Origin of the sequence: Halalkalibacter alkaliphilus, from assembly GCF_023555415.1 — a bacterium.
Classification (GTDB): Bacteria; Bacillota; Bacilli; order Bacillales; family Bacillaceae_D; genus Halalkalibacter; species Halalkalibacter alkaliphilus.
The window spans coordinates 126062-145690 of record NZ_JAKRYL010000007.1 but is presented as its reverse complement, the minus strand read 5'-3'; the positions used below and the strand labels follow the sequence as shown (position 1 = coordinate 145690).

The window sequence follows — 19629 nt, the reverse complement described above, 5'->3', positions numbered from 1 at the left end:
GCAAGATGCTTTTTATTTTTGGGCTAGTCAAAGGAGTTAAAGTTGCGTATAATAAAGAATTGTGATTCTAATAGTGAAGAAAATTTTGGTTATATTTTAAAAAAGAACAAATAAATTTTAAAAGTCAAGACTTTTTCTTTGTTTTTTGGTAATGATAGTAAGGATAAAAAAAACGAAACACGATACAGATGTTTCATTCGACAATTATCTACGAAATTCTTTAAAAAGATAGCAGGATTTTTGAAGGGAATGTTGAATTCAACTACTATGAATCCTTCATTACAAACCATTTATGTCGACGCTGACGCTTGTCCAGTAAAAGCAGAAATAGTAGAAATTTGTGAGTTCGTTAACATGCCAATGGTGTTTGTGTCATCTTATGCACATACATTAACTCTACCGTCTACAGTTAAAGTGGTGACAGTAGATAATGATAAAGAGGCGGCGGATTTGTTTTTAATGAACAAAGCTAAAAAAGGTGATATATGTGTAACACAAGACCATGCTCTTGCCTCGATCATGTTAGCTAAAGGGGTAATAACACTATCTCCCCGTGGTTTTGTTTATCAAGAAGATACCATTTTGCAAATGTTGGATGCACGTTATATTTCGCAAAAACAAAGGAGAATGGGTGGGAAAACAAAAGGCCCAAAACCCTTTCGACAAGAAGATCGTCAAATGTTTATTGAACAACTCACAAAAATTGTTACAGAAAAAGAAGGAACATAGCAAAAAAACTCGAATTGTAAGAGAAATTGGTATGATTAATGGTGATAACAATGAGCAACAGGATACCGGATGAAAAGGTTGAGCAGGTTAGGCGCTCATCAGATATTGTCGAAGTAATTAGTGATTATGTGCAACTAAAAAAACAAGGTCGGCAGTATATTGGATTATGTCCCTTTCACGGTGAAAAGTCCCCTTCTTTTTCTGTATCACCGGATAAACAACTTTACCATTGTTTTGGCTGCGGTGCTGGTGGGAATGTTTTTTCGTTTTTGATGGAACTAGAAGGACTTACCTTTATTGAATCTGTCAGAAAACTTGGAGAGCGTGCAAACATTGATTTGCCTGATGCGACCGTTCAGTCCCCCGTAGCGGGACCACAAGTATTAATGCGCTCAGCTCATGAGTTAGCCGCTAAACTCTATTACCACGTCCTTACGTTAACCGAACAAGGATCTGAAGGTCGATCTTATGTGAAAAAACGTGGTTTTACAAAAGAACAAATTGAGCATTTCCAAATTGGATTTGCTCCAGATCGCTGGGATGCGCTTGTTACAATCTTAACGAAACGCAATTTTTCGCTAGAAACGATGGTTCAAGCAAGTTTATTGGGTGAAAGGGAGTCAAAAGACGGTTATTATGACCGTTTCAGAAACAGACTTATGTTTCCGATTTGGGATGGGCAAGGCCATGTTATCGCTTTTGGTGGTAGATCTATCTCAGATGAAAAGCCAAAGTATTTGAATAGTTCTGATTCACCAATCTTTCATAAAGGAAAAACACTTTATGGTCTTCATCTTGCAAGACCTTCAATTAGGAAGCTTGGTTCAGTTGTCTTATTTGAAGGATATGTGGACGTGATTGCAGCTTGGGGGGCAGGACTTTCTAATACAATAGCTACACTCGGTACTGCTTTAACAGAAGAGCAAGCTAAAGTGATTAGGCGAAATGCTGAGAATGTTACCATCTGTTATGACTCAGATAAAGCAGGAACGAGCGCAGCCTTCAGGTCGGCAGGGATATTAGAACAAGTTGGTTGTACTGTGAAAGTTGCTCAAATGCCAGAAGGGCTGGACCCCGATGACTATATTCGTACATACGGTGCTGAAAGCTTTAAATCGAATGTAATAGGGGAAAGTTTGACTTTAATGTCATTTAAAATGCGGTATTTGCGTAAAGGTAAGAATATGCAAAATGAAGCTGAAAGAATGAGCTATATTGAGGATGTTTTAACTGAAATTAGTACTTTGCCGCGAGCGGTTGAGCGAGATCACTATCTCAGACAGATCGCTGAAGAATTTTCGCTTTCTTTAGAAGCATTAAAGCACGAGCAGTTTCAAATTTATCGGGAAAAACGGAAGCAAGATAAAAGTGAATATCAATCAAAGGGTCGACCTATACAATCTAGGAAATCCTTAGAAGCAAAAAAATTATTACCAGCCCATCAAAATGCTGAGAGATTTTTACTTGCTCATATGATGAGAGATGTTGAAGTGACAGAACTTGTTCAAGAACGCATCGGTGGGAGTTTTAATATTGATGAACATCAAGCAATAGCGGCTCATCTATTTGCATACTTTGGTGAAGGACATGAGGCTAATCCAAGTCAATTTATTCAAGGGTTGCAAGATGAAAAGTTAATTAGGATTGCAACAGAGCTTGCAATGATGTCGTTAAATGATGACTTTCAAGAGCAAGAACTGCTCGATTATATGAAATTGATTGAAACTTATCCAAAACGGATACAAATACAACAAAAAGAATTAGAAATGAAACGAGAGAAAGACCCATTAGAAGCAGCAAAACTTCTTATGGAGATTAATCGTATGAAACAGGAGCTTCACTAGCATGAATTGGCAAGAAGCTTTGGTTGTGAACAATGGAAGGAGGGGATCGAATGGCAGATAAACCACTACGCCCACTAGCGGAAGGTGAATTGTCTATCGATCAAGTGAAAGAACAATTAGTGGAGATAGGTAAAAAGCGCGGAGTACTTACTTATGCTGAGATTACAGAGAAATTAGCAGCTTTTGATCAAGATTCCGACCAAATGGATGAATTTTTTGAATATCTTGGTGAACAAGGAGTCGAAATCTTAAATGAGACGGACGATGTTGTTCCAAATCTCCAGCAAGCTGTAAAAGATGAAGAAGAGTTTGACCTTAATGATTTAAGTGTACCACCTGGTATTAAAATAAATGATCCTGTAAGAATGTATTTAAAGGAAATTGGTCGTGTTCCCCTTCTTTCGGCTGAAGAAGAAATTGAGCTTGCCAAACGAATTGAACAAGGTGATGAAGAAGCAAAAAGGAGATTAGCGGAAGCGAACTTACGTCTAGTTGTCTCTATTGCCAAACGTTATGTTGGTCGTGGTATGCTGTTTCTTGATTTAATCCAAGAAGGTAATATGGGGTTAATTAAAGCTGTTGAAAAGTTTGATTATGAAAAGGGATATAAATTTAGTACGTATGCGACATGGTGGATTAGGCAAGCTATTACTCGTGCGATAGCGGACCAAGCACGAACGATCCGTATTCCTGTTCATATGGTAGAAACAATTAACAAACTAATCCGAGTGCAGCGCCAACTCCTTCAAGATTTTGGGCGTGAGCCAACACCGGAAGAAGTTGCGCAAGAGATGGAGTTAACTCCGGATAAAGTTCGTGAAATCTTAAAAATTGCTCAAGAGCCTGTGTCTTTGGAAACACCAATTGGGGAAGAAGATGACTCACATCTTGGTGATTTTATCGAAGACCAAGAAGCATTGGCTCCATCTGATGCGGCTGCATATGAACTACTAAAAGAGCAGCTAGAAGACGTACTAGACACGTTAACCGATCGAGAAGAAAATGTTCTTCGTTTACGTTTTGGATTAGATGATGGTCGTACTCGTACTTTAGAAGAAGTGGGTAAAGTATTTGGTGTAACTCGCGAACGTATTCGTCAAATTGAAGCGAAGGCATTAAGAAAGCTTCGCCACCCTAGTCGTAGTAAACGACTAAAGGATTTTCTAGAGTAAGGTTAAGAAATCGTACGACATAGGAAATAAGAGTTTTCATAATGGGTCTGATTCTGTCTTTAAGAACATATAGTCGATTGCTCGTGGCTATATTGATAATTGAATCAGGCCTTTTGGCTTGCCTCTGGTTCGATCATTGCATTGGCTAGCAGGGGGATAAGAATAAAGATGGACGAGAATAGAAAAAGAATCATAATTAACGAAATTCAGCATTGGAAATCAACAAAGTTACTTCCTGAGCAGTATTGCGATTTCTTGCTTACTCTCTATACAGAAGGTGATCATGAGTTAAAAGAAAATATTAAGAAGCAATCTATGTTTTTTAAAAGATATATACTATTAACTCTCTTAATGGTACATCTTCTGTTTTTATTAACAATTCTTGTCATTTATTTTACCGATTTTTCAATAGCAATGCAAATAGCAATTGTTGTTCCATTTACAGCTGCCATCCTATTGGTTGCTAGTAAATCAACCAATTCAATCGTTTCTTCTTATTACTACATGATTACAGCGATTATTTTTTATTTGTTAACTGTAGAAATAGTAATGGGTACTGTTGGAAATACAACTATTATACATCTTTCAATTTTTCATTGTCTTGTTTGGCTTTTAGTAGGGTGGCGTTATTCGTTACGAATCTTTACAATAGCGGGAGTTGCAGGCTTTTTGTTATCGTTCTTTTTCTTGTTTAGATAAAAGAGTGACAAAAAAAGCAAAACTGAAAAGATCCCTTTTCTTTATGGACAATATCAAGTAGAATGAGAAGGGAATCTTTAAAAGCGTCTACATAGTTGTTTGACGATATGTGTGATCCGATACTATTTAAAGGAGGATATGATAATGAAAGGAAGACCACTATTACCATTTGCGATCACTGCTATTGTTGGTATTTTGCTTATGGTAGCACTTTCATTTGTTGGACTTGATCAGCGCGCACAAATGAACGCTGATGATACAGAAGAGGCTGAAGAAGTAACAGAATTTGAAGATCCTGTTACAGCTGGTCAAGAACTTGCTCAACAATCATGTATTGGCTGTCATGGTGGAGACCTGGGTGGAGCATCAGGTCCAGCAATTAATGCGCTTGACGGAAAATATTCAGTGGAAGAAATTGCTGATATCATTACAGCTGGTTATGGCAGCATGCCGGCTATCACAAACTTAAATGATGTGGAAGCTGATGCAATTGCTCAATATTTATTAGCAGAATCCGAATAATATGAAGACGAGAGTACTCTTGTAACTCTCGTCTTTTCTCTATATATTAGAAATGGATTAAATTGGGTAAAGTACATAGATAAAGTAAAATTAAAATGATGCATAATAGGTGATATAAATGAATGAAAAGCAATTGTCCGAAAGGCTAGTGCGAGTGGCAAAGTATGTACCAAAGGGAGCAAAGGTAGCAGATATTGGCTCAGATCATGCTTACTTGCCATGTTATTTATGTATTAAGGATATAGAACTTACAGCTATTGCTGGGGAAGTAAATGAAGGGCCATACCAATCAGCTAGAAAGCAAGTGGAAAGATCAGGTTTAACCGAAAGAATAGATGTGAGAAAAGGGAATGGTCTTGAGGTTATTCATTGTGGCGAAGTTAATACGATTACGATAGCTGGAATGGGTGGAGGACTTATTACTACCATTCTAAATGAGGGAAAGGATAAACTAGAAGGAGTAGAAACTTTGATTTTGCAGCCTAATGTATCAGCTGATATTATCAGAAAATGGCTTTTGCATAATGAATGGGTGCTAGTTTCAGAAGAAATTCTTGAAGAAGACGAAAAGATCTATGAAGTTCTAGTTGCGAAGCGAGGAAATGATGAATCATTATATGAAGATCAAAAAGAACAGAAACTTTTGCTTGGTCCATTTTTAATGCAAGAAGTAAATCATGCCTTCAAGAAAAAGTGGCAGTATGAAGTTGATAATTGGAAGAGAATATTAGCTCAGTTTGAAAAAGCCAATGCAAATGAGCAAGTTGAGGAAAAAAGAAAGAATTTACTTAATCAAATTAACATGGTTGAGGAGGTTTTACGTAAATGACAAAATATATTAATGGTCAAGCTCTCATTCAGCACTTTGAATCATGGTCTCCTAAGTCGTTAGCTGTTGAAGGTGATAAAAATGGGTTAATGGTCGGTACTTTAAACAAAGAGATAAAAAAAGTGATGATTGCTTTAGATGTTTTAGAGGATATTATAGATGAAGCAATTGACAAAGAGGTCGATCTCATTATTGCTCATCATCCTTTGTTATTTAGACCATTAAAAAAAGTAGACTTAGATACCCCGCACGGAAGAATTGTAGCAAAAGCTATTAAACATGACATAGCTATTTATGCAGCGCATACAAATTTAGATGTTGCTAAGGGCGGAGTAAATGATATGATGGCTGAAGCGATTGGTTTGACAAATACAGAAGTGCTTTCTCCTACCATTACTACAGCATTAAAAAAAGTTGTTGTATTTGTCCCTGAGACTCATGCTTTGCAAGTACGAGAAGCTATAGGGAACGCTGGTGCTGGGCATATAGGAAACTATAGTCACTGCACATTTAACAGCAAAGGACAAGGAATGTTTCAACCCGAAGAAGGAACCAATCCTTTTATAGGTGAAAAGGGAAGGGTTGAAGTTGTTGATGAGGTAAAAGTGGAATCTATTATACCTGCACATCTTCAATCTAAAGTTGTTAAAGCATTAATAAGAGCCCATCCATATGAAGAACCAGCTTATGACATTTATCCGTTAGAAAATAAAGGAGAGGTACTAGGCCTCGGACGAATAGGCTTACTTGAGTCAAACATGACATTAGCCGAATTTGCTGAACATGTGAAAAAAGCTTTTGGTGTGAAAGGTGTCAGAGTAGTCGGTGATTTAACAGCAAGTATTCAAAAAGTTGCTGTTCTTGGTGGTGATGGAAACAAATATATGAAAGAAGCTATTTTTAAAGGTGCTGACGTATTTGTAACTGGTGATGTATATTATCATGTTGCCCATGACGCGATGATGGATGGCTTACATATTGTAGATCCGGGACATAATGTTGAAAAGATCATGAAAAGCGGTGTGAAGAATTATTTTGATGATTTCCTTGAAAAATCAAAGTATGACACTAAAGTGATTATCTCTGAACCAAATACGGATCCATTTCAATTTCTGTAAAATTCTCCTTAAAAGAAAGATGAATTAAAAGAGGGGGTGTCTCAAAAGGTCAAAAACACCTTTGAGACATCCCCTTTTCGTCTGTTTAGCTTTTTGCCTTGACTTTCGGTAATATTTTTTGTAGAGACACCTTCCGTTCAGGGTTCCAACTAGCACCTTCTTTTGGATCATATTGCTCTAAAAAGGCAATTACTTCTTTTGTTATTGGTGTTGGTGTCGAAGCACCTGAGGTAACACCAACGGTTTGAACCCCTTGAAACCATTCTTGTTGAAGCTCAGTTATATCGCCAATACGATAAGCCTTTGTTCCAGCAATTTGTTCTGACACTTGTGCTAGACGATTTGAATTATTGCTTTTAGGATCTCCAACAACAATCACAAGATCACATTCTTTTGCTTGTTCTGCAACAGCTTCTTGTCGTACTTGTGTAGCTAAACAAATTTCATTATGAACTTCAGCGCTTGGATAAGCTTCCATTGCTTTTTTCATAATGTCACTAACATCCCACTGACTCATCGTCGTTTGATTCGTGATAATAATCTTATCCGTTGCAATCTCTAAATTCTGCACGTCTTGGATAGATTCTACAAGGTGTACTGAATCAGGTGCGACACCAATCGCACCTTCAGGTTCAGGGTGTCCTTTTTTACCAACATAAATGATTTCATAACCTTGTGCTACTTGTTCTCGTATTAAATCGTGAGTACGAGTTACATCAGGACATGTCGCGTCAACAACTGTTAGTCCTTTTTGTTTTGCAAGTTTACGAACTTCCGGCGATACACCATGAGCGGTAAAGATGACTGTACCATATTCTACCTGCTTTAATATTTCGACACGGTTTGGTCCGTCTAATGAAATAATCCCATCTTCTTCAAATGCATCTGTAACATGTTTGTTATGAACGATCATGCCCAAAATATAAATAGGTCTAGGCAAGTCCAAGTTCGCTGCTGCTTGTCTTGCAAGCACCATCGCATCAACTACACCATAACAATATCCTCTTGGAGAAATTTTCTTTACATTCATGAAAGGCCTCCTATAATAAGACTCATCTATGATGAGTAGTAGCTAATTAAAAATGAATGAAAACAAGATCAGGCTGTCTCAGAGTTATTTTGCCTCACAAGAAGTGAGACAAAACATAGGAGACAGCCTTAGTTTTCCTGCTATATAGTATAATGTAGTTTCCCTCAAGTGACAATGCTTACGCTTCTTTTAACTCAATAAGTGCATCGTCAATGAATTCATAAGCTTGCTCTTCAGTCATATCATTGACTAGTACAAGTTCACTAGCAATCATTTGCCGAGCTTTTTGTAAATGATTACGGTCTTGAATGTGGAGGCCGTTTGCCCTTTCTGTTTGCTTTCTTGAAAGAGATGAAATAAGATGAGCAGCGTCAATAATACTTCCGCTCTTTAAGAGATTTTCGGTTTCACGAGAAAAATGACTTGTAGAAGGCGGGATCTCAGGTCCGTTCTGCAGGGCATCTACAAGTGAATCTAACTCTGATTGGTCTATCACTTTTCGCAAACCAGAATCGTTTATCTTGCTTTCTGGAAGCATAAGCTTCACATCGACGAGCGGAAAGTTAAGAATAAAATAAGAGTGAGTTTCTCCTAATACATCCTTTTCTTCAATATCTTGAATTGTTCCTGCTCCGTGATAAGGATAGACAACGTGGTCACCAACTTTAAACATGGGCATTCCTCCAATCGAGTAGTAACCTTAGTGTAACACAAAAAAATATAAAAGTAAATTTTACTATCATTGTGCGATTCTTGTCAATAAAAAAATGACATAAATATTTATATCTTTAGTCTTTCACTACTTTGGTTAAATATACAATTTTGGACCAGGAATTCCCTTAATATTTTCTGGTTTATAAGCAGTAGATCTAGTAGGGTGTAATGATGAGCCGGTTTCGTTTGTTTGAGAGTGGTCAAAAGAGGTACTAGACAAAGCAGATGAATCATCCGGCTCTTCAATGTTAATCTTCGTACTCTCTTCATCTACTGATGCATTTACGGAACTGTCATCAATAGGGCTTTCTTCTTCTGAATTATTGCTCATCATAATTTTCCAGATAGTTGGTGCGTTTCGAATAAGTGGACCGTACTGTTGAATCATCGGAAAAACCTGATGAGTTAATCCTAAAACTTTCTGAGCATTAGTTAGCAATGTAGAGAAATTCATTCCCCCTCCACCAGCTGTTGAAAATCCACCCATCATAGGATTTCCAGCTACTCCTTGTGCTCCACCTAATCCTCCGAATATTCTAGAAAGTAACCCCCCTCCTCCTCTAAATATGTGACTGCCTGCTCCGCCAAATGCATTTGCAGCATGAGAAGGGACGCCATGAGAGAACATATTAGCTGTATGTGACATTCCTTGCATTGGGGCTTGCATAGGCATTGATCCAAACGGGGGACCGAAAAATGGTTGCATGGTTAAGTCTCCTTTCCTAGTATCAACAGATTTTATAAGTGTACCGTCTTCTAATTTTGGGGAAAGTAGAAATAAGGATACATAAACTCTTATAACAACTATATGCAAGTGTTTGTTGTGCGGTGAGAATGATGCGCGTATTAACAAGTGAAAGAACGAGCTTAAAGATTAACTAAATAGTAAGTTCTAACAATGTATGATAAAATGAAGTATTGCACAAATGGCATCGGAAGGAAGTTGAAATGTAAATGAAATCAGAAAATTTTAAGCGATTTGAACTTAAGCCCTTTTTAATTGAGGCGTTAAGTGACCAAGGATTCACATTGCCGACAGAAATTCAAGAACGTTTAATACCAGCAATCAAAAACGGGAGAGATGTTATTGGGCAATCTCAAACTGGAACAGGGAAAACTCTTTCATTTTTGTTACCAATTCTAGATAAGATTAATCCTGCGATTAATGAAGTACAAGCTGTTATTACGGCACCAACTCGAGAACTTGCAGGTCAGTTATTTGATGAATTGAAGAAACTTCTTGATTTTTGTCCAGAAGATGAGCAAATTCAGGCAAAGTTATTAGTTGGAGGAACCGATCGTTCACGCGCAATAGAGAGTTTGAAAGTACAACCGCATGTTGTTGTAGGAACGGCTGGACGGATAGGAGATTTAATCGATGATCAGGCTCTTCAAGTATATACAGCAGCCATGCTTGTAGTAGATGAAGCGGATCAAATGCTTGACATGGGTTTTATTGCAGATGTAGATAAAGTTGCTTCAAGAATGGCAGAAAAGTTGCAAATGATGGTATTTTCCGCAACAATTCCAGAAAAACTCCAACCATTCTTAAAAAAATATATGACAGAACCACGTCATGTTCAAGTGGAGCCTAAGCATGTAACTGCGTCGAAAATCGAACACCGAATTATCCCGCTTAGACATCGTGAGAAGATTACATTTGTTGTAGATATTGCCAAAGCCATTAACCCATATTTAGCAATTGTATTTACAAATACAAAGGAGCAAGCTGATGAAGTTGCTGATGCAATGTTAGCAGCCGGTTTAAATGTTGAACGTCTTCATGGCGGTTTGCAACCTAGACAACGTAAGCAAGTAATGAAACAAGTTAAAGATGTAAAAGTACAGTATCTTGTAGCTACCGATTTGGCTGCACGTGGAATTGATGTGAAAGGTGTTACTCATATTATTAATTATAATATCCCGAAGGATCTAGATTTTTATGTTCATCGTGTCGGACGGACAGCTAGAGCTGGATTAGATGGAATTGCATTCACGATTTATGAGGATCATGATCAGCAGGCAATTGAGAAGCTTTTAAAGCGTGGCATTACATTTACGTATTATGATTTTAAACAAGGAAATTGGACACAACTTGACCGCCCGCCACTCGGCGTACCTGGAAAGAAAAAGACAGCTCGTTCAACTGAAACAACTGTAATAAAACCGAAAGAGCAAAAACGTACAGGCGGGAAAGCAGTAGCAAAACCTAAAAGCGTAAAGCCTGGTTATAAGAAAAAAGCTCGCTTTAAGCAAGCAAAAGAAGAACAGAGACAAAGAAGAATTAAAAAGAAAAAGTAAGTGTAGGAGAGAGGAAATTATGACGGTTAAACTCGGTTCTCATGTTTCAATGAGTGGAAAAAAGATGTTACTTGGGGCAAGTGAAGAAGCAGCCTCTTACGGATCAAACACATTTATGATTTATACAGGGGCACCACAAAATACAAGGCGCAAAGCTATTGAAGAATTAAATATTGAGGCAGGATTATTTCATATGAAAGAAAATGGGATGACAGATATTGTTGTTCATGCCCCATATATTATTAATATTGCTAACACTACCAAGCCCGAAACATTTGAACTAGGAGTACGCTTTTTGCGTTCTGAAATTGAACGCACAGAAGCTCTTGGTTCGAAGCAAATCGTTTTGCATCCTGGGGCGCATGTTGGGGCTGGAACTGAAGCTGGCATTCAAAAGATCATTGAAGGGCTAAACGAAGTGTTTGAAGAAAAGCGTGATGTACAAATTGCACTAGAGACAATGGCTGGAAAAGGATCGGAATGCGGTCGAACGTTTGAAGAGCTTGCATCTATCATTGATGGTGTTACACATAATGAACGTTTGTCTGTTTGTTTTGATACATGCCATACTCATGATGCAGGCTATGACATTGTGTCTGATTTTGATGGAGTACTTGATTCTTTCGATCGTATTATAGGACTTGCCCGTTTAAAAGTTCTTCATATTAATGATAGTAAAAATGAGCGAGGTGCAGCAAAAGACCGCCACGAAAATATAGGGTTTGGTCATATTGGTTTTAAAGCATTACATTACATTGTCCATCATCCTCAATTAAGTGAAGTACCAAAAATTCTTGAAACGCCATTCGTAGGCGAAGATAAAAAGAACAAAAAAGCACCTTATAAACACGAGATTGAAATGATCCGTTCAGGAGAATTTGATGAGGACGTAAGATCAAAGATCGTACTGTAATAACAAAAAAAGCAGAAGGGATTTCAGAGGGCACGTAAAAAGGGAAAAACGTCTTTTTTTAGTACCCCTCAGTATAACCTCTGCTTTTTTTGTTTTGTAGTTTATGTGTAAACAGGAAAAGGTAAAATAATGACTATTTTTCATGTTTGAATTAAAGGTATTGACTAAATTGCTGAAGCAATTGTTGCACAACTGAAGAGACATAAGGGTCTACTTCTGTTTGTAGACGATGAATTATTCTTTGGACTTGAGCTTGATTGGCAACATCAATATGCTCTGATCTTAAAATGGAAATGACTTTTTCTGCTTGCTGTCTAGTAAGGGTAATGTTGTACTGACTAGCTAAGCTTAATAATTCATTAACTGTTAATGAATTAACCCTATTGTTAACAATTTGTTGCATGATTCCATTCATAAAAGCACCCCTTTGATCAAGTAACATAATGACAGTGTATGAGTTACTTGAAGAAAATGTGCAGAAAAAAAGGAAATTTTGGCAGACTTATCGAATAAAGGATTGATAGGAACCAATAAATTTCTAGCAAATGTATAATTATGTCAATAATTGCTACAAGAAGAGGGGGTGGGGCCTTATGGAAAATAAGCACCTAGACGAACAAATAGCCCCAAATAGGAATAACTCAATGTCAATGAATTCTTCGGTAACAAGTCAACTCTCATCAGCTCATTCATCGACATTTACGGAGGAAAAAATGATCGAACAACATTTTCTCATTGAAGAATTAGGTATTCCTTACTTAAAAGTAGATCAAAATTTACATATATTAAAGTGGAATCAAGCTTTTTTAGAAGTGACAAACATTAGTGAAGCACAATTACGTGTTTGTACTTTGGAGCATCTAAGTATAGATAATTCTTTTATTTTATTCAGCTTAGAACTTGTTCAAAAAGCATTGATAACTAAGAGTAAACAAGTAGATGATTTTGAAGAAGATGAAATGTTATACCGTCTTAGAGTAATCCCATTTGAGGAAGATGGAATGGTCTATCTTGTTTATGAAGATCGTTCTCTTCAAAGGCAGTTTGAAAATTTACTTACTTTTCACCACCAGATGGAAGCAGTCTCGCATATTGCTGCAGGAGTCGCGCATGAATTACGTAATCCTTTATCAGTTATTAAAGGTTTTTTGCAATTGGCTCAATTAACCAATGATCATCAAAAGTACTATGATACGATTATGTCAGAGATGAACCGAATGAATGGAATTCTTGAAGATTTTCTTTCAGTCTCGCGAAAAAAGATGGAGCGTAGGTGGCAATCGCCTGTTCAGATCATGAATTCCTTGATCGAGATTATGAAAGCGGAATGTCTTCTCCATGATGTAGAATTTAACCTTGACCTAGCAGAAACTCAAAAGCAAATATATGTGAATGAATCAATGGTGAAACAAGTTATGCTTAATCTATTGCGAAACTCAGTAGAAGCTTTTGGGGAGTCAAATTCAAATCGAGTCCTCACTATTAAAACGAGTGTACAAGAGGAAAATTATATTATTCAAGTGAAGGACAATGGCAAAGGGATGCCTGAATCTGTTTTAAATCAATTAGGGAAGCCCTTCTTTACAACAAAAGAAAGAGGAACAGGGATAGGAATCCCGTTATGCAAGAAGATCATTGAAGATCATGGTGGTAATTTTAAAGTAGATAGTACGTATAGTATTGGTACAAATGTAATTGTTTCCTTGCCATTAGGTAACTGAGAAAAAGCCTGACACCTATATTAATAGGTCAGGTTTTTTTTGATATAAATGAATACATTTGATGACCTTTATAGGCGCATGAAGTGTTTTTAGAGAAAGAAATAAGGTTACAACATTTACAACTTTGTAAATAACGATTATACTTATTACAAGTAAAAGTTTACTTAGGGAAACTTTTCTGCCCTGTCCTAATTTTGCACCTTTTTATAAATTACCCATAAGATGTTGTGATAATAATTATAAATGGGCTTAAGGGACTTCTTCGTTGTATAAGTTCAATTGTCCATAAACGAACAAGGGAGTTTTTTCTCGAAAAAGTTGCGTTATGGCAACAATGAAAACCATCTTGATTGGAGGAAAAGCTGGTGAAAAAAGTTATAGAAGTTGAATCATTGTCTGTTTTTTATGAAAATAATCAAGCAGTTAAAGATATTAGCTTTCAAGCAGAAAAAGGAAGACTAATTGGGATTGTCGGTCCCAATGGTGCAGGTAAATCGACGTTAATAAAAGCTATTTTAGGTTTAGAAAAAGCACAAGGGAAAGTAACGGTCTTAGGAGAGAAAGTAAATGATGTTAGAAAGCAAATATCTTATGTTCCTCAGCGCAATCAAATTGATTGGGATTTCCCTGTTTTAGTGGAAGATGTAGTCATGATGGGACGGTTTACGCATATTCCGTGGTATAAAAAAGCAGGAAAAAAAGATCTAGAAATTGTGATTGAGTCACTTGAAAAAGTGGGAATGCTAGAATACCGAAAGCGTCAAATTGGCGAACTTTCTGGAGGACAGCAACAGAGAGTTTTCATTGCGCGTGCACTTGCTCAACATGCTGATTTATTCTTTTTAGATGAACCTTTCGTTGGAATTGATGTAACTTCGGAAGAAATTATTATTAATCTACTTAGAGAAATTAGAAATGAAGGGAAAACGGTTTTTGTTGTACATCATGATTTAAGTAAAGTTGAACAATACTTTGATGAATTATTGTTAATTAATAAAGAGCTGGTTGAATATGGGGAAGTGAAAAACGTCTATAAACCAGATATTTTATCCAAAACCTATAAGGGGAGCATTACTTTGTTTGGAAACGATGAAAATATAATGGTGGTGAGTGAGTAATGAGTAACATTACAATGTTCATTGACCAAGTTATGCGGTATTCTTACTTGCAACAGGCTTTAATTGCTGCAATTTTAGTTGGTATCATTTGTGGTGTGATCGGGTGTTTTATTATTTTACGTGGGATGGCTCTTATGGGGGATGCCATATCGCATGCTGTTTTACCTGGAGTTGTCATTGCCTATATGATTGGAGCTAGCTTCTTTATTGGAGCTACGATTACTGGTGTACTTACTGCTCTTGCAATTGGATATGTATCTCAAAATAGTCGAATAAAAGATGATTCTGCTATTGGGATTATGTTTACCGCCGCTTTTGCACTAGGAATTGTGTTAATTACTGGGCTGCGTGGAACAGGTGTTGACTTATGGCATATACTCTTTGGGAATGTACTTGCGGTTTCTAGATCAGATCTTATGGTCACTGTAGGGATTGGCGCTTTTGTGTTATTAATGATTATTATTTTTTATCGACCACTGTTGTTAAGTACATTTGATCCCGTAATGGCTAAAGCAACGGGAGTACCTGTTCAACTCGTTCATTACTTGTTGATGCTCCTATTATCACTTGTAACAGTAGCGTCACTCAAGACGGTTGGAATAGTTTTAGTTGTTGCTATGCTTATCACACCAGGAGCTACAGCCTATTTATTAACTGACCGCTTGCCGGTTATGCTTGGTTTATCGGCTTTGTTTGGTGTGATAGCTGCAATAGGAGGGATGTATTATTCAGTAATTTATGATGTAGCATCTGGTGCCTCTATAGTTTTAGTTGCTTCCGTATTATTTGGTTTAGCTTTTTTCTTCTCGCCAAAACAAGGAGTTATTACAAGAAAATGGCGTGCTAAAAAAGTGCAGAGAGCATAAAAGGGGATGCCCAAAAGCAGTCCTTTTGGGGCATCCCCGAAGCAATGAGCGGAGTCGCTACATCTTTAAAAAGCCATGAGAGGAGTGGTTTACACACTCACGGCGCATAGCGAACGGAGCCATTGCCACCTCTATTCCGGACTTTGAGACAGCACCATAATAAATAGACAAAAGAATCGGCATATTGTGCCGGTTCTTTTGTTTTTATCTAATCTTACTCATCGATAGCTGTAAAGCGTGAAGCTAGTTCGTGGAATGTAAGCTGACTTTGGATTGGTTGTTCATCTGTTGTGCGGTGAATATATTTGTAGCTCCCGTCTGCGTTTTGTTGACGTGCTTTTGTATTATCTTGAAGTGTGATGGTTAATATCTCTTTCACACGTTCTTTATTACTCGGACTAACAATTGGAAATAAGATTTCTATTCTTTTTTCCATATTTCTAGTCATCCAATCGGCGGAAGATAAAAATATTTTCTCAAATCCATTACTATTAAAATAAAAAATCCGACTATGCTCTAAAAAACGGTCAACAATACTGAATACTCGTATGTTCTCACTAACGTCTTTAATTCCTGGTCGTAAACAACATATACCTCTAACAATTAAGTCAATTTGAACTCCTGCTTGAGAGGCTTCATACAGCTTTAAAATAATTGGTTTATCTGACAAAGAGTTCATTTTTGCAATAATCTTACCGTTTCCATATTTTCTATGATTTTTCATTTCTTCATCTATCAAATGAAGAAATTTTTCTCTAATTTCAAACGGGGCCGTTGACAGATAGTTCCATTTGGGTTTTTCGCTATAACCACTTAAATAATTAAAGAAATTCGTTGCATCCTCTCCGTATTTTTCACGTGAAGTAAAAAAACCAAGATCCGTATATAGCATAGCTGTAGAATCATTATAATTACCTGTACCTAAATGAACAAAACGTTGGATGTAATCGTCTTGGTGTCGAACAACCAAAGTAATCTTACTATGAGTCTTTAAAGAAGTTATCCCGTAAATGACATGAACACCTGACTTCTCCAACTTTTTAGCCCATTGAATATTGTTCTCTTCATCAAAACGAGCTTTTAATTCGACAAGTACGGTGACCTGTTTCCCATTCTCTGCCGCAAGCGCTAATGCGTGAATGATCGGTGAATCACCGCTTACACGGTATAATGTTTGCTTAATTGCAAGTACTGAAGGGTCCTTAGCTGCACGTGTAACAAAGTCTATCACAGGCTGGAAGGATTCGTATGGGTGATGTAAGATGATGTCACGTTTTAAAATCGCTTGAAAAATATCATTTTCCCCAATTAAATCTTCTGGTGGCTGAGGGATTAAAGTTTCATTGGCTAAATGTTCGTTTTCTTTTGCAAGCTGTCCGTACAGTTTAAATAAAAAGCTTAAATCTAGAGGTCCTTTATATGAATAGACATCATCTTGATGTAGTTCAAGGACATCTAACAATAAGTTGAGAACGTTCTGATTCATTTGCCCTTCTTGCATTTCTAATCGAACAGCAGCCCCCCATTTACGCTTTTTTAGTTCCTTCTCAATTTCACTTAACAGGTCGCGAGATGCTTCTTCATGAATCGTCATATCAGCATTCCTTGTAATGCGAAAAGGAGAGACAGACTTAACGGCAAACCCATTAAATAACGCACTAATAAAGTGACTGATAACTTCTTCAAGTAAAATAAATTGATCTTTTTGTTCTTTCGACTTAGGTAATTTAATAAATCTTGTTAATACGGAAGGAACTTGGACGATGGCTAACTGATCTTTTTCATTCTCGTCGCTTCCCAGTCGCCGTAAAATAACAGCTAAATTTAAGCTTTTATTTAATAGCATAGGGAATGGTCGGTAGGCGTCTATCGCCATCGGAGTTAAAACAGGAAAAATATAATTTTGAAAACGTTCTTCTAAATAAGTGAGTTGTTCCTCATCGCAATCTTGAATCGAAACAAACTGAAACCCTCCATGAAAGAGCAAAGGAATGATTGTTTCTGTATATACCGTATCTTGTAATTGAACAAGTAAATGATTTTTGTCAGAAATATGCTTTAATTGTTGTTTTGGAGTTAGTCCAGCTTTGTTCTCAGGACGGTTAAAACCAGCCTTTACTTGGTCTTTTAATCCAGCAACACGAACCATAAAAAATTCATCTAAATTGGAACTGAAAATCGCTAAGAATTTCAGCCTTTCAAGAAGAGGATTACGTTCATCAATGGCCTCTTCTAAAACTCGCTCATTAAAAGCAAGCCAGCTTAACTCACGGTTGTTGTAAAAGGTTGGGTTATTAAGGTCAATGTGTTTTTGAATTAACTTATCCTTTTGCATGGGACTCAACCTCTCTGTTAAATTCTACATTTCATTTTAACAGCTGATTGTAAATTCTATGTTAAGATTCTAATTTCAGAACTTCTGCAGGCATGTATCTAAATTCAATTGTGTATTTAATAACACGTTCTAAATGTTTTTTATGTTTCGTTGCTTGTGCGTCTTCAAAAAAGGCATCAGCTTGGTGGTAAAGAATAATGGAAAGCTCGTCTTCATTTTGGTTTACTTGTCCAATAGATGTAATCACTTTTCTTCGTGTTCGATCTAATGAGTAAGCTAATTTTAAAATAGAACCTAAAAATTCATAGTATTTAAGTTCTTGTTTATTAGTAAGTTTGTTAAAGCTCTTTGCGTATTGTTGCATTTGTGATTTTGATTTGTAAGAAGAGATCAATGCAATGGCCAAACGATCTCTATGCGACAATCCTTCAATGGTCATATTTGTTAAAAGGTAAAAGGTATTTTGACTGCTAGCTTCATTATTTATATATTCTCCAATATAAAGTAACCTGGCACTATGGTTCAATAAAGTGACCGCATTACTTGGGTTGTGTTCCACAGGGCAATATTCACGAATCTTTGAGTATAACTGGTTAGCAAGCAGTGATATATGATTTACATGTTCAACGTTCAATTCATAATTATTTGTAAGTTGATATAAACTTTCTTCAACTACATTTGGAAATCGGGTTGTGTCCATTGATTTTAACAGTTCCTCATAAAACACACCGTCACGAAGGCCCTTTCGACTCATAACGAATGTATTCGCGTTCACATATTTTACAATCTGAGTAATTACCGTAGAAGCTGGAACGATAATATCAACTCGATCTTTCGATAAACCTTCTAAATCAAGACGTTCTTCAACAGTTGAATGCTGCAACGTTGTATTAATATCAAGTAACTCCTGCTTTGGAATTTCATATTGATGAAGACCTGCTAATGGATAACTCTCTTTACGTTGGTGAATGAGAGCAAGATTTCTAGCACTACCTCCAATACCGATAACAGGGTAATCTTTCTTTTCCTTAAACCAAGGAAGAGTATGTAACTGCTTTTTAATATACTCAGTAAGTAGAGCGATTGTTTCAGGTTCATCTTGGTCATCATTAAAAAATTGTTGGTATAACGTGATTGCTCCAAAAGGAAAGCTATGATAATGCTTTAATTCACGATTTTCAAATAAAGTTATTTCCGTACTACCGCCACCGATATCCACAGTAAAGCCATTTTCTATATTTGTTGAATTAACAACTGCTAAATAGCCGTAAAACGCTTCTTCATATTCCGAGAGTATGCGAATTTCAAATCCAATCGTTTCTTTCACTAGCTTTACAATTTTGTCGCGATTTTTCGCTTTTCGCATAGCTGCGGTTGCGATAACTGTGATTTGACGAACTTGATGAAAAAGAATGACATCTTTAAACCGTTTTAGTGTGTCTAAAACAGTGTTTATACCGACTTCAGATAAATTTCCATCATCTTTAATATGAGCACTTAGTCTAGCAACTGTTTTAAAGTTATGCAATTCATTATAGTATCCATTGCTGTCAATTTTATTAATCACTAAGCGAATCGAGTTAGACCCCATGTCGATAATCGCTACTTGTTTTTCAATCATGCATTTCCACCTCTTTGTCGTTGGTAAGTATGTTGATTATAACAAAATTTGTTACTAGCGCCTAAAGGTAGACAGATTGAAAATAACCTTTATAATA

Annotated in this window: 18 protein-coding genes; 12 read left to right on the top strand and 6 right to left on the bottom strand. The window is 36.7% G+C overall.

Annotated features, from left to right (window positions below; translation table 11 throughout):
• The first annotated feature begins 249 nt into the window (after positions 1-249).
• From MF646_RS08885 to MF646_RS08855, 7 genes are all read left to right on the top strand, one after another.
• Positions 250-729: a YaiI/YqxD family protein gene (locus MF646_RS08885; RefSeq protein WP_250096135.1), complete on the top strand. Its 480-nt coding sequence runs from the start codon at positions 250-252 to the stop codon at positions 727-729.
• 50 nt (positions 730-779) lie between these two features.
• A complete protein-coding gene (dnaG, locus tag MF646_RS08880) occupies positions 780-2573 on the top strand; it encodes a DNA primase (protein ID WP_250096134.1) in 1794 nt (597 codons plus the stop codon).
• Positions 2574-2623: 50 nt separating this feature from the next.
• On the top strand, positions 2624-3745 hold the full coding sequence (gene rpoD, locus MF646_RS08875; protein WP_250096133.1) for an RNA polymerase sigma factor RpoD: 1122 nt from the start codon (positions 2624-2626) through the stop codon (positions 3743-3745).
• 168 nt (positions 3746-3913) lie between these two features.
• A complete protein-coding gene (locus tag MF646_RS08870; protein ID WP_250096132.1) occupies positions 3914-4444 on the top strand; it encodes a hypothetical protein in 531 nt (176 codons plus the stop codon).
• Between the two features lie 144 nt (positions 4445-4588).
• A complete protein-coding gene (locus MF646_RS08865; RefSeq protein WP_250096131.1) occupies positions 4589-4966 on the top strand; it encodes a c-type cytochrome in 378 nt (125 codons plus the stop codon).
• Between the two features lie 118 nt (positions 4967-5084).
• Complete coding sequence (locus tag MF646_RS08860) at positions 5085-5795, top strand: tRNA (adenine(22)-N(1))-methyltransferase (protein WP_250096130.1); 711 nt, start codon at positions 5085-5087, stop codon at positions 5793-5795.
• Positions 5792-6913, top strand: coding sequence for a Nif3-like dinuclear metal center hexameric protein (locus tag MF646_RS08855; protein WP_250096129.1), 1122 nt, complete (start codon positions 5792-5794; stop codon positions 6911-6913). The genes MF646_RS08860 and MF646_RS08855 overlap by 4 nt, the downstream gene beginning before the upstream one ends.
• Before the next feature lie 85 nt (positions 6914-6998).
• Here MF646_RS08855 and MF646_RS08850 read toward each other — a convergent pair whose 3' ends face one another.
• The 3 genes from MF646_RS08850 to vrrA all read right to left on the bottom strand — a co-directional run bounded on the left by MF646_RS08850 (position 6999) and on the right by vrrA (position 9363).
• Positions 6999-7943 (bottom strand): 4-hydroxy-3-methylbut-2-enyl diphosphate reductase, encoded by a 945-nt coding sequence (locus tag MF646_RS08850; protein WP_250096128.1) that lies wholly within the window; start codon positions 7941-7943, stop codon positions 6999-7001.
• A 178-nt stretch (positions 7944-8121) separates the two neighbouring features.
• On the bottom strand, positions 8122-8616 hold the full coding sequence (locus MF646_RS08845) for a CarD family transcriptional regulator (RefSeq protein ID WP_250096127.1): 495 nt from the start codon (positions 8614-8616) through the stop codon (positions 8122-8124).
• A 135-nt stretch (positions 8617-8751) separates the two neighbouring features.
• Complete coding sequence (vrrA, locus tag MF646_RS08840; RefSeq protein WP_250096126.1) at positions 8752-9363, bottom strand: VrrA/YqfQ family protein; 612 nt, start codon at positions 9361-9363, stop codon at positions 8752-8754.
• Between the two features lie 248 nt (positions 9364-9611).
• On the opposite strand from vrrA, the gene MF646_RS08835 reads away from it, so the two are divergent.
• Together MF646_RS08835 and MF646_RS08830 are read left to right on the top strand one after the other, a co-directional pair.
• The gene (locus MF646_RS08835) at positions 9612-10958 is read left to right on the top strand and encodes a DEAD/DEAH box helicase (protein WP_250096125.1); all 1347 of its coding nucleotides are present in this window, start codon (positions 9612-9614) and stop codon (positions 10956-10958) included.
• Positions 10959-10977: 19 nt separating this feature from the next.
• Entirely contained in the window at positions 10978-11871 is an 894-nt protein-coding gene (locus MF646_RS08830) for a deoxyribonuclease IV (protein WP_250096124.1), read from the top strand.
• 151 nt (positions 11872-12022) lie between these two features.
• Here MF646_RS08830 and MF646_RS08825 read toward each other — a convergent pair whose 3' ends face one another.
• Positions 12023-12286 (bottom strand): DUF2624 domain-containing protein, encoded by a 264-nt coding sequence (locus MF646_RS08825; RefSeq protein ID WP_250096123.1) that lies wholly within the window; start codon positions 12284-12286, stop codon positions 12023-12025.
• Positions 12287-12464: 178 nt separating this feature from the next.
• Between MF646_RS08825 and MF646_RS08820 the strand changes: the two genes are divergently transcribed.
• From MF646_RS08820 to MF646_RS08810, 3 genes are all read left to right on the top strand, one after another.
• Complete coding sequence (locus MF646_RS08820) at positions 12465-13592, top strand: two-component system sensor histidine kinase NtrB (protein WP_250096122.1); 1128 nt, start codon at positions 12465-12467, stop codon at positions 13590-13592.
• Between the two features lie 365 nt (positions 13593-13957).
• The gene (locus tag MF646_RS08815; RefSeq protein ID WP_250096121.1) at positions 13958-14710 is read left to right on the top strand and encodes a metal ABC transporter ATP-binding protein; all 753 of its coding nucleotides are present in this window, start codon (positions 13958-13960) and stop codon (positions 14708-14710) included.
• Positions 14710-15576, top strand: a complete 867-nt coding sequence (locus MF646_RS08810) for a metal ABC transporter permease (RefSeq protein ID WP_250096120.1) — start codon at positions 14710-14712, stop codon at positions 15574-15576. Before MF646_RS08815 ends, MF646_RS08810 begins: the two co-directional genes overlap by 1 nt.
• A gap of 214 nt (positions 15577-15790) precedes the next feature.
• Here MF646_RS08810 and MF646_RS08805 read toward each other — a convergent pair whose 3' ends face one another.
• Together MF646_RS08805 and ppx are read right to left on the bottom strand one after the other, a co-directional pair.
• Complete coding sequence (locus MF646_RS08805) at positions 15791-17911, bottom strand: RNA degradosome polyphosphate kinase (RefSeq protein ID WP_250096119.1); 2121 nt, start codon at positions 17909-17911, stop codon at positions 15791-15793.
• A gap of 61 nt (positions 17912-17972) precedes the next feature.
• Positions 17973-19532 carry an exopolyphosphatase gene (gene ppx / locus MF646_RS08800; RefSeq protein ID WP_250096118.1) on the bottom strand — a complete coding sequence of 520 codons (1560 nt, stop codon included), beginning with the start codon at positions 19530-19532 and terminating at the stop codon, positions 17973-17975.
• Positions 19533-19629 lie beyond the last annotated feature (97 nt).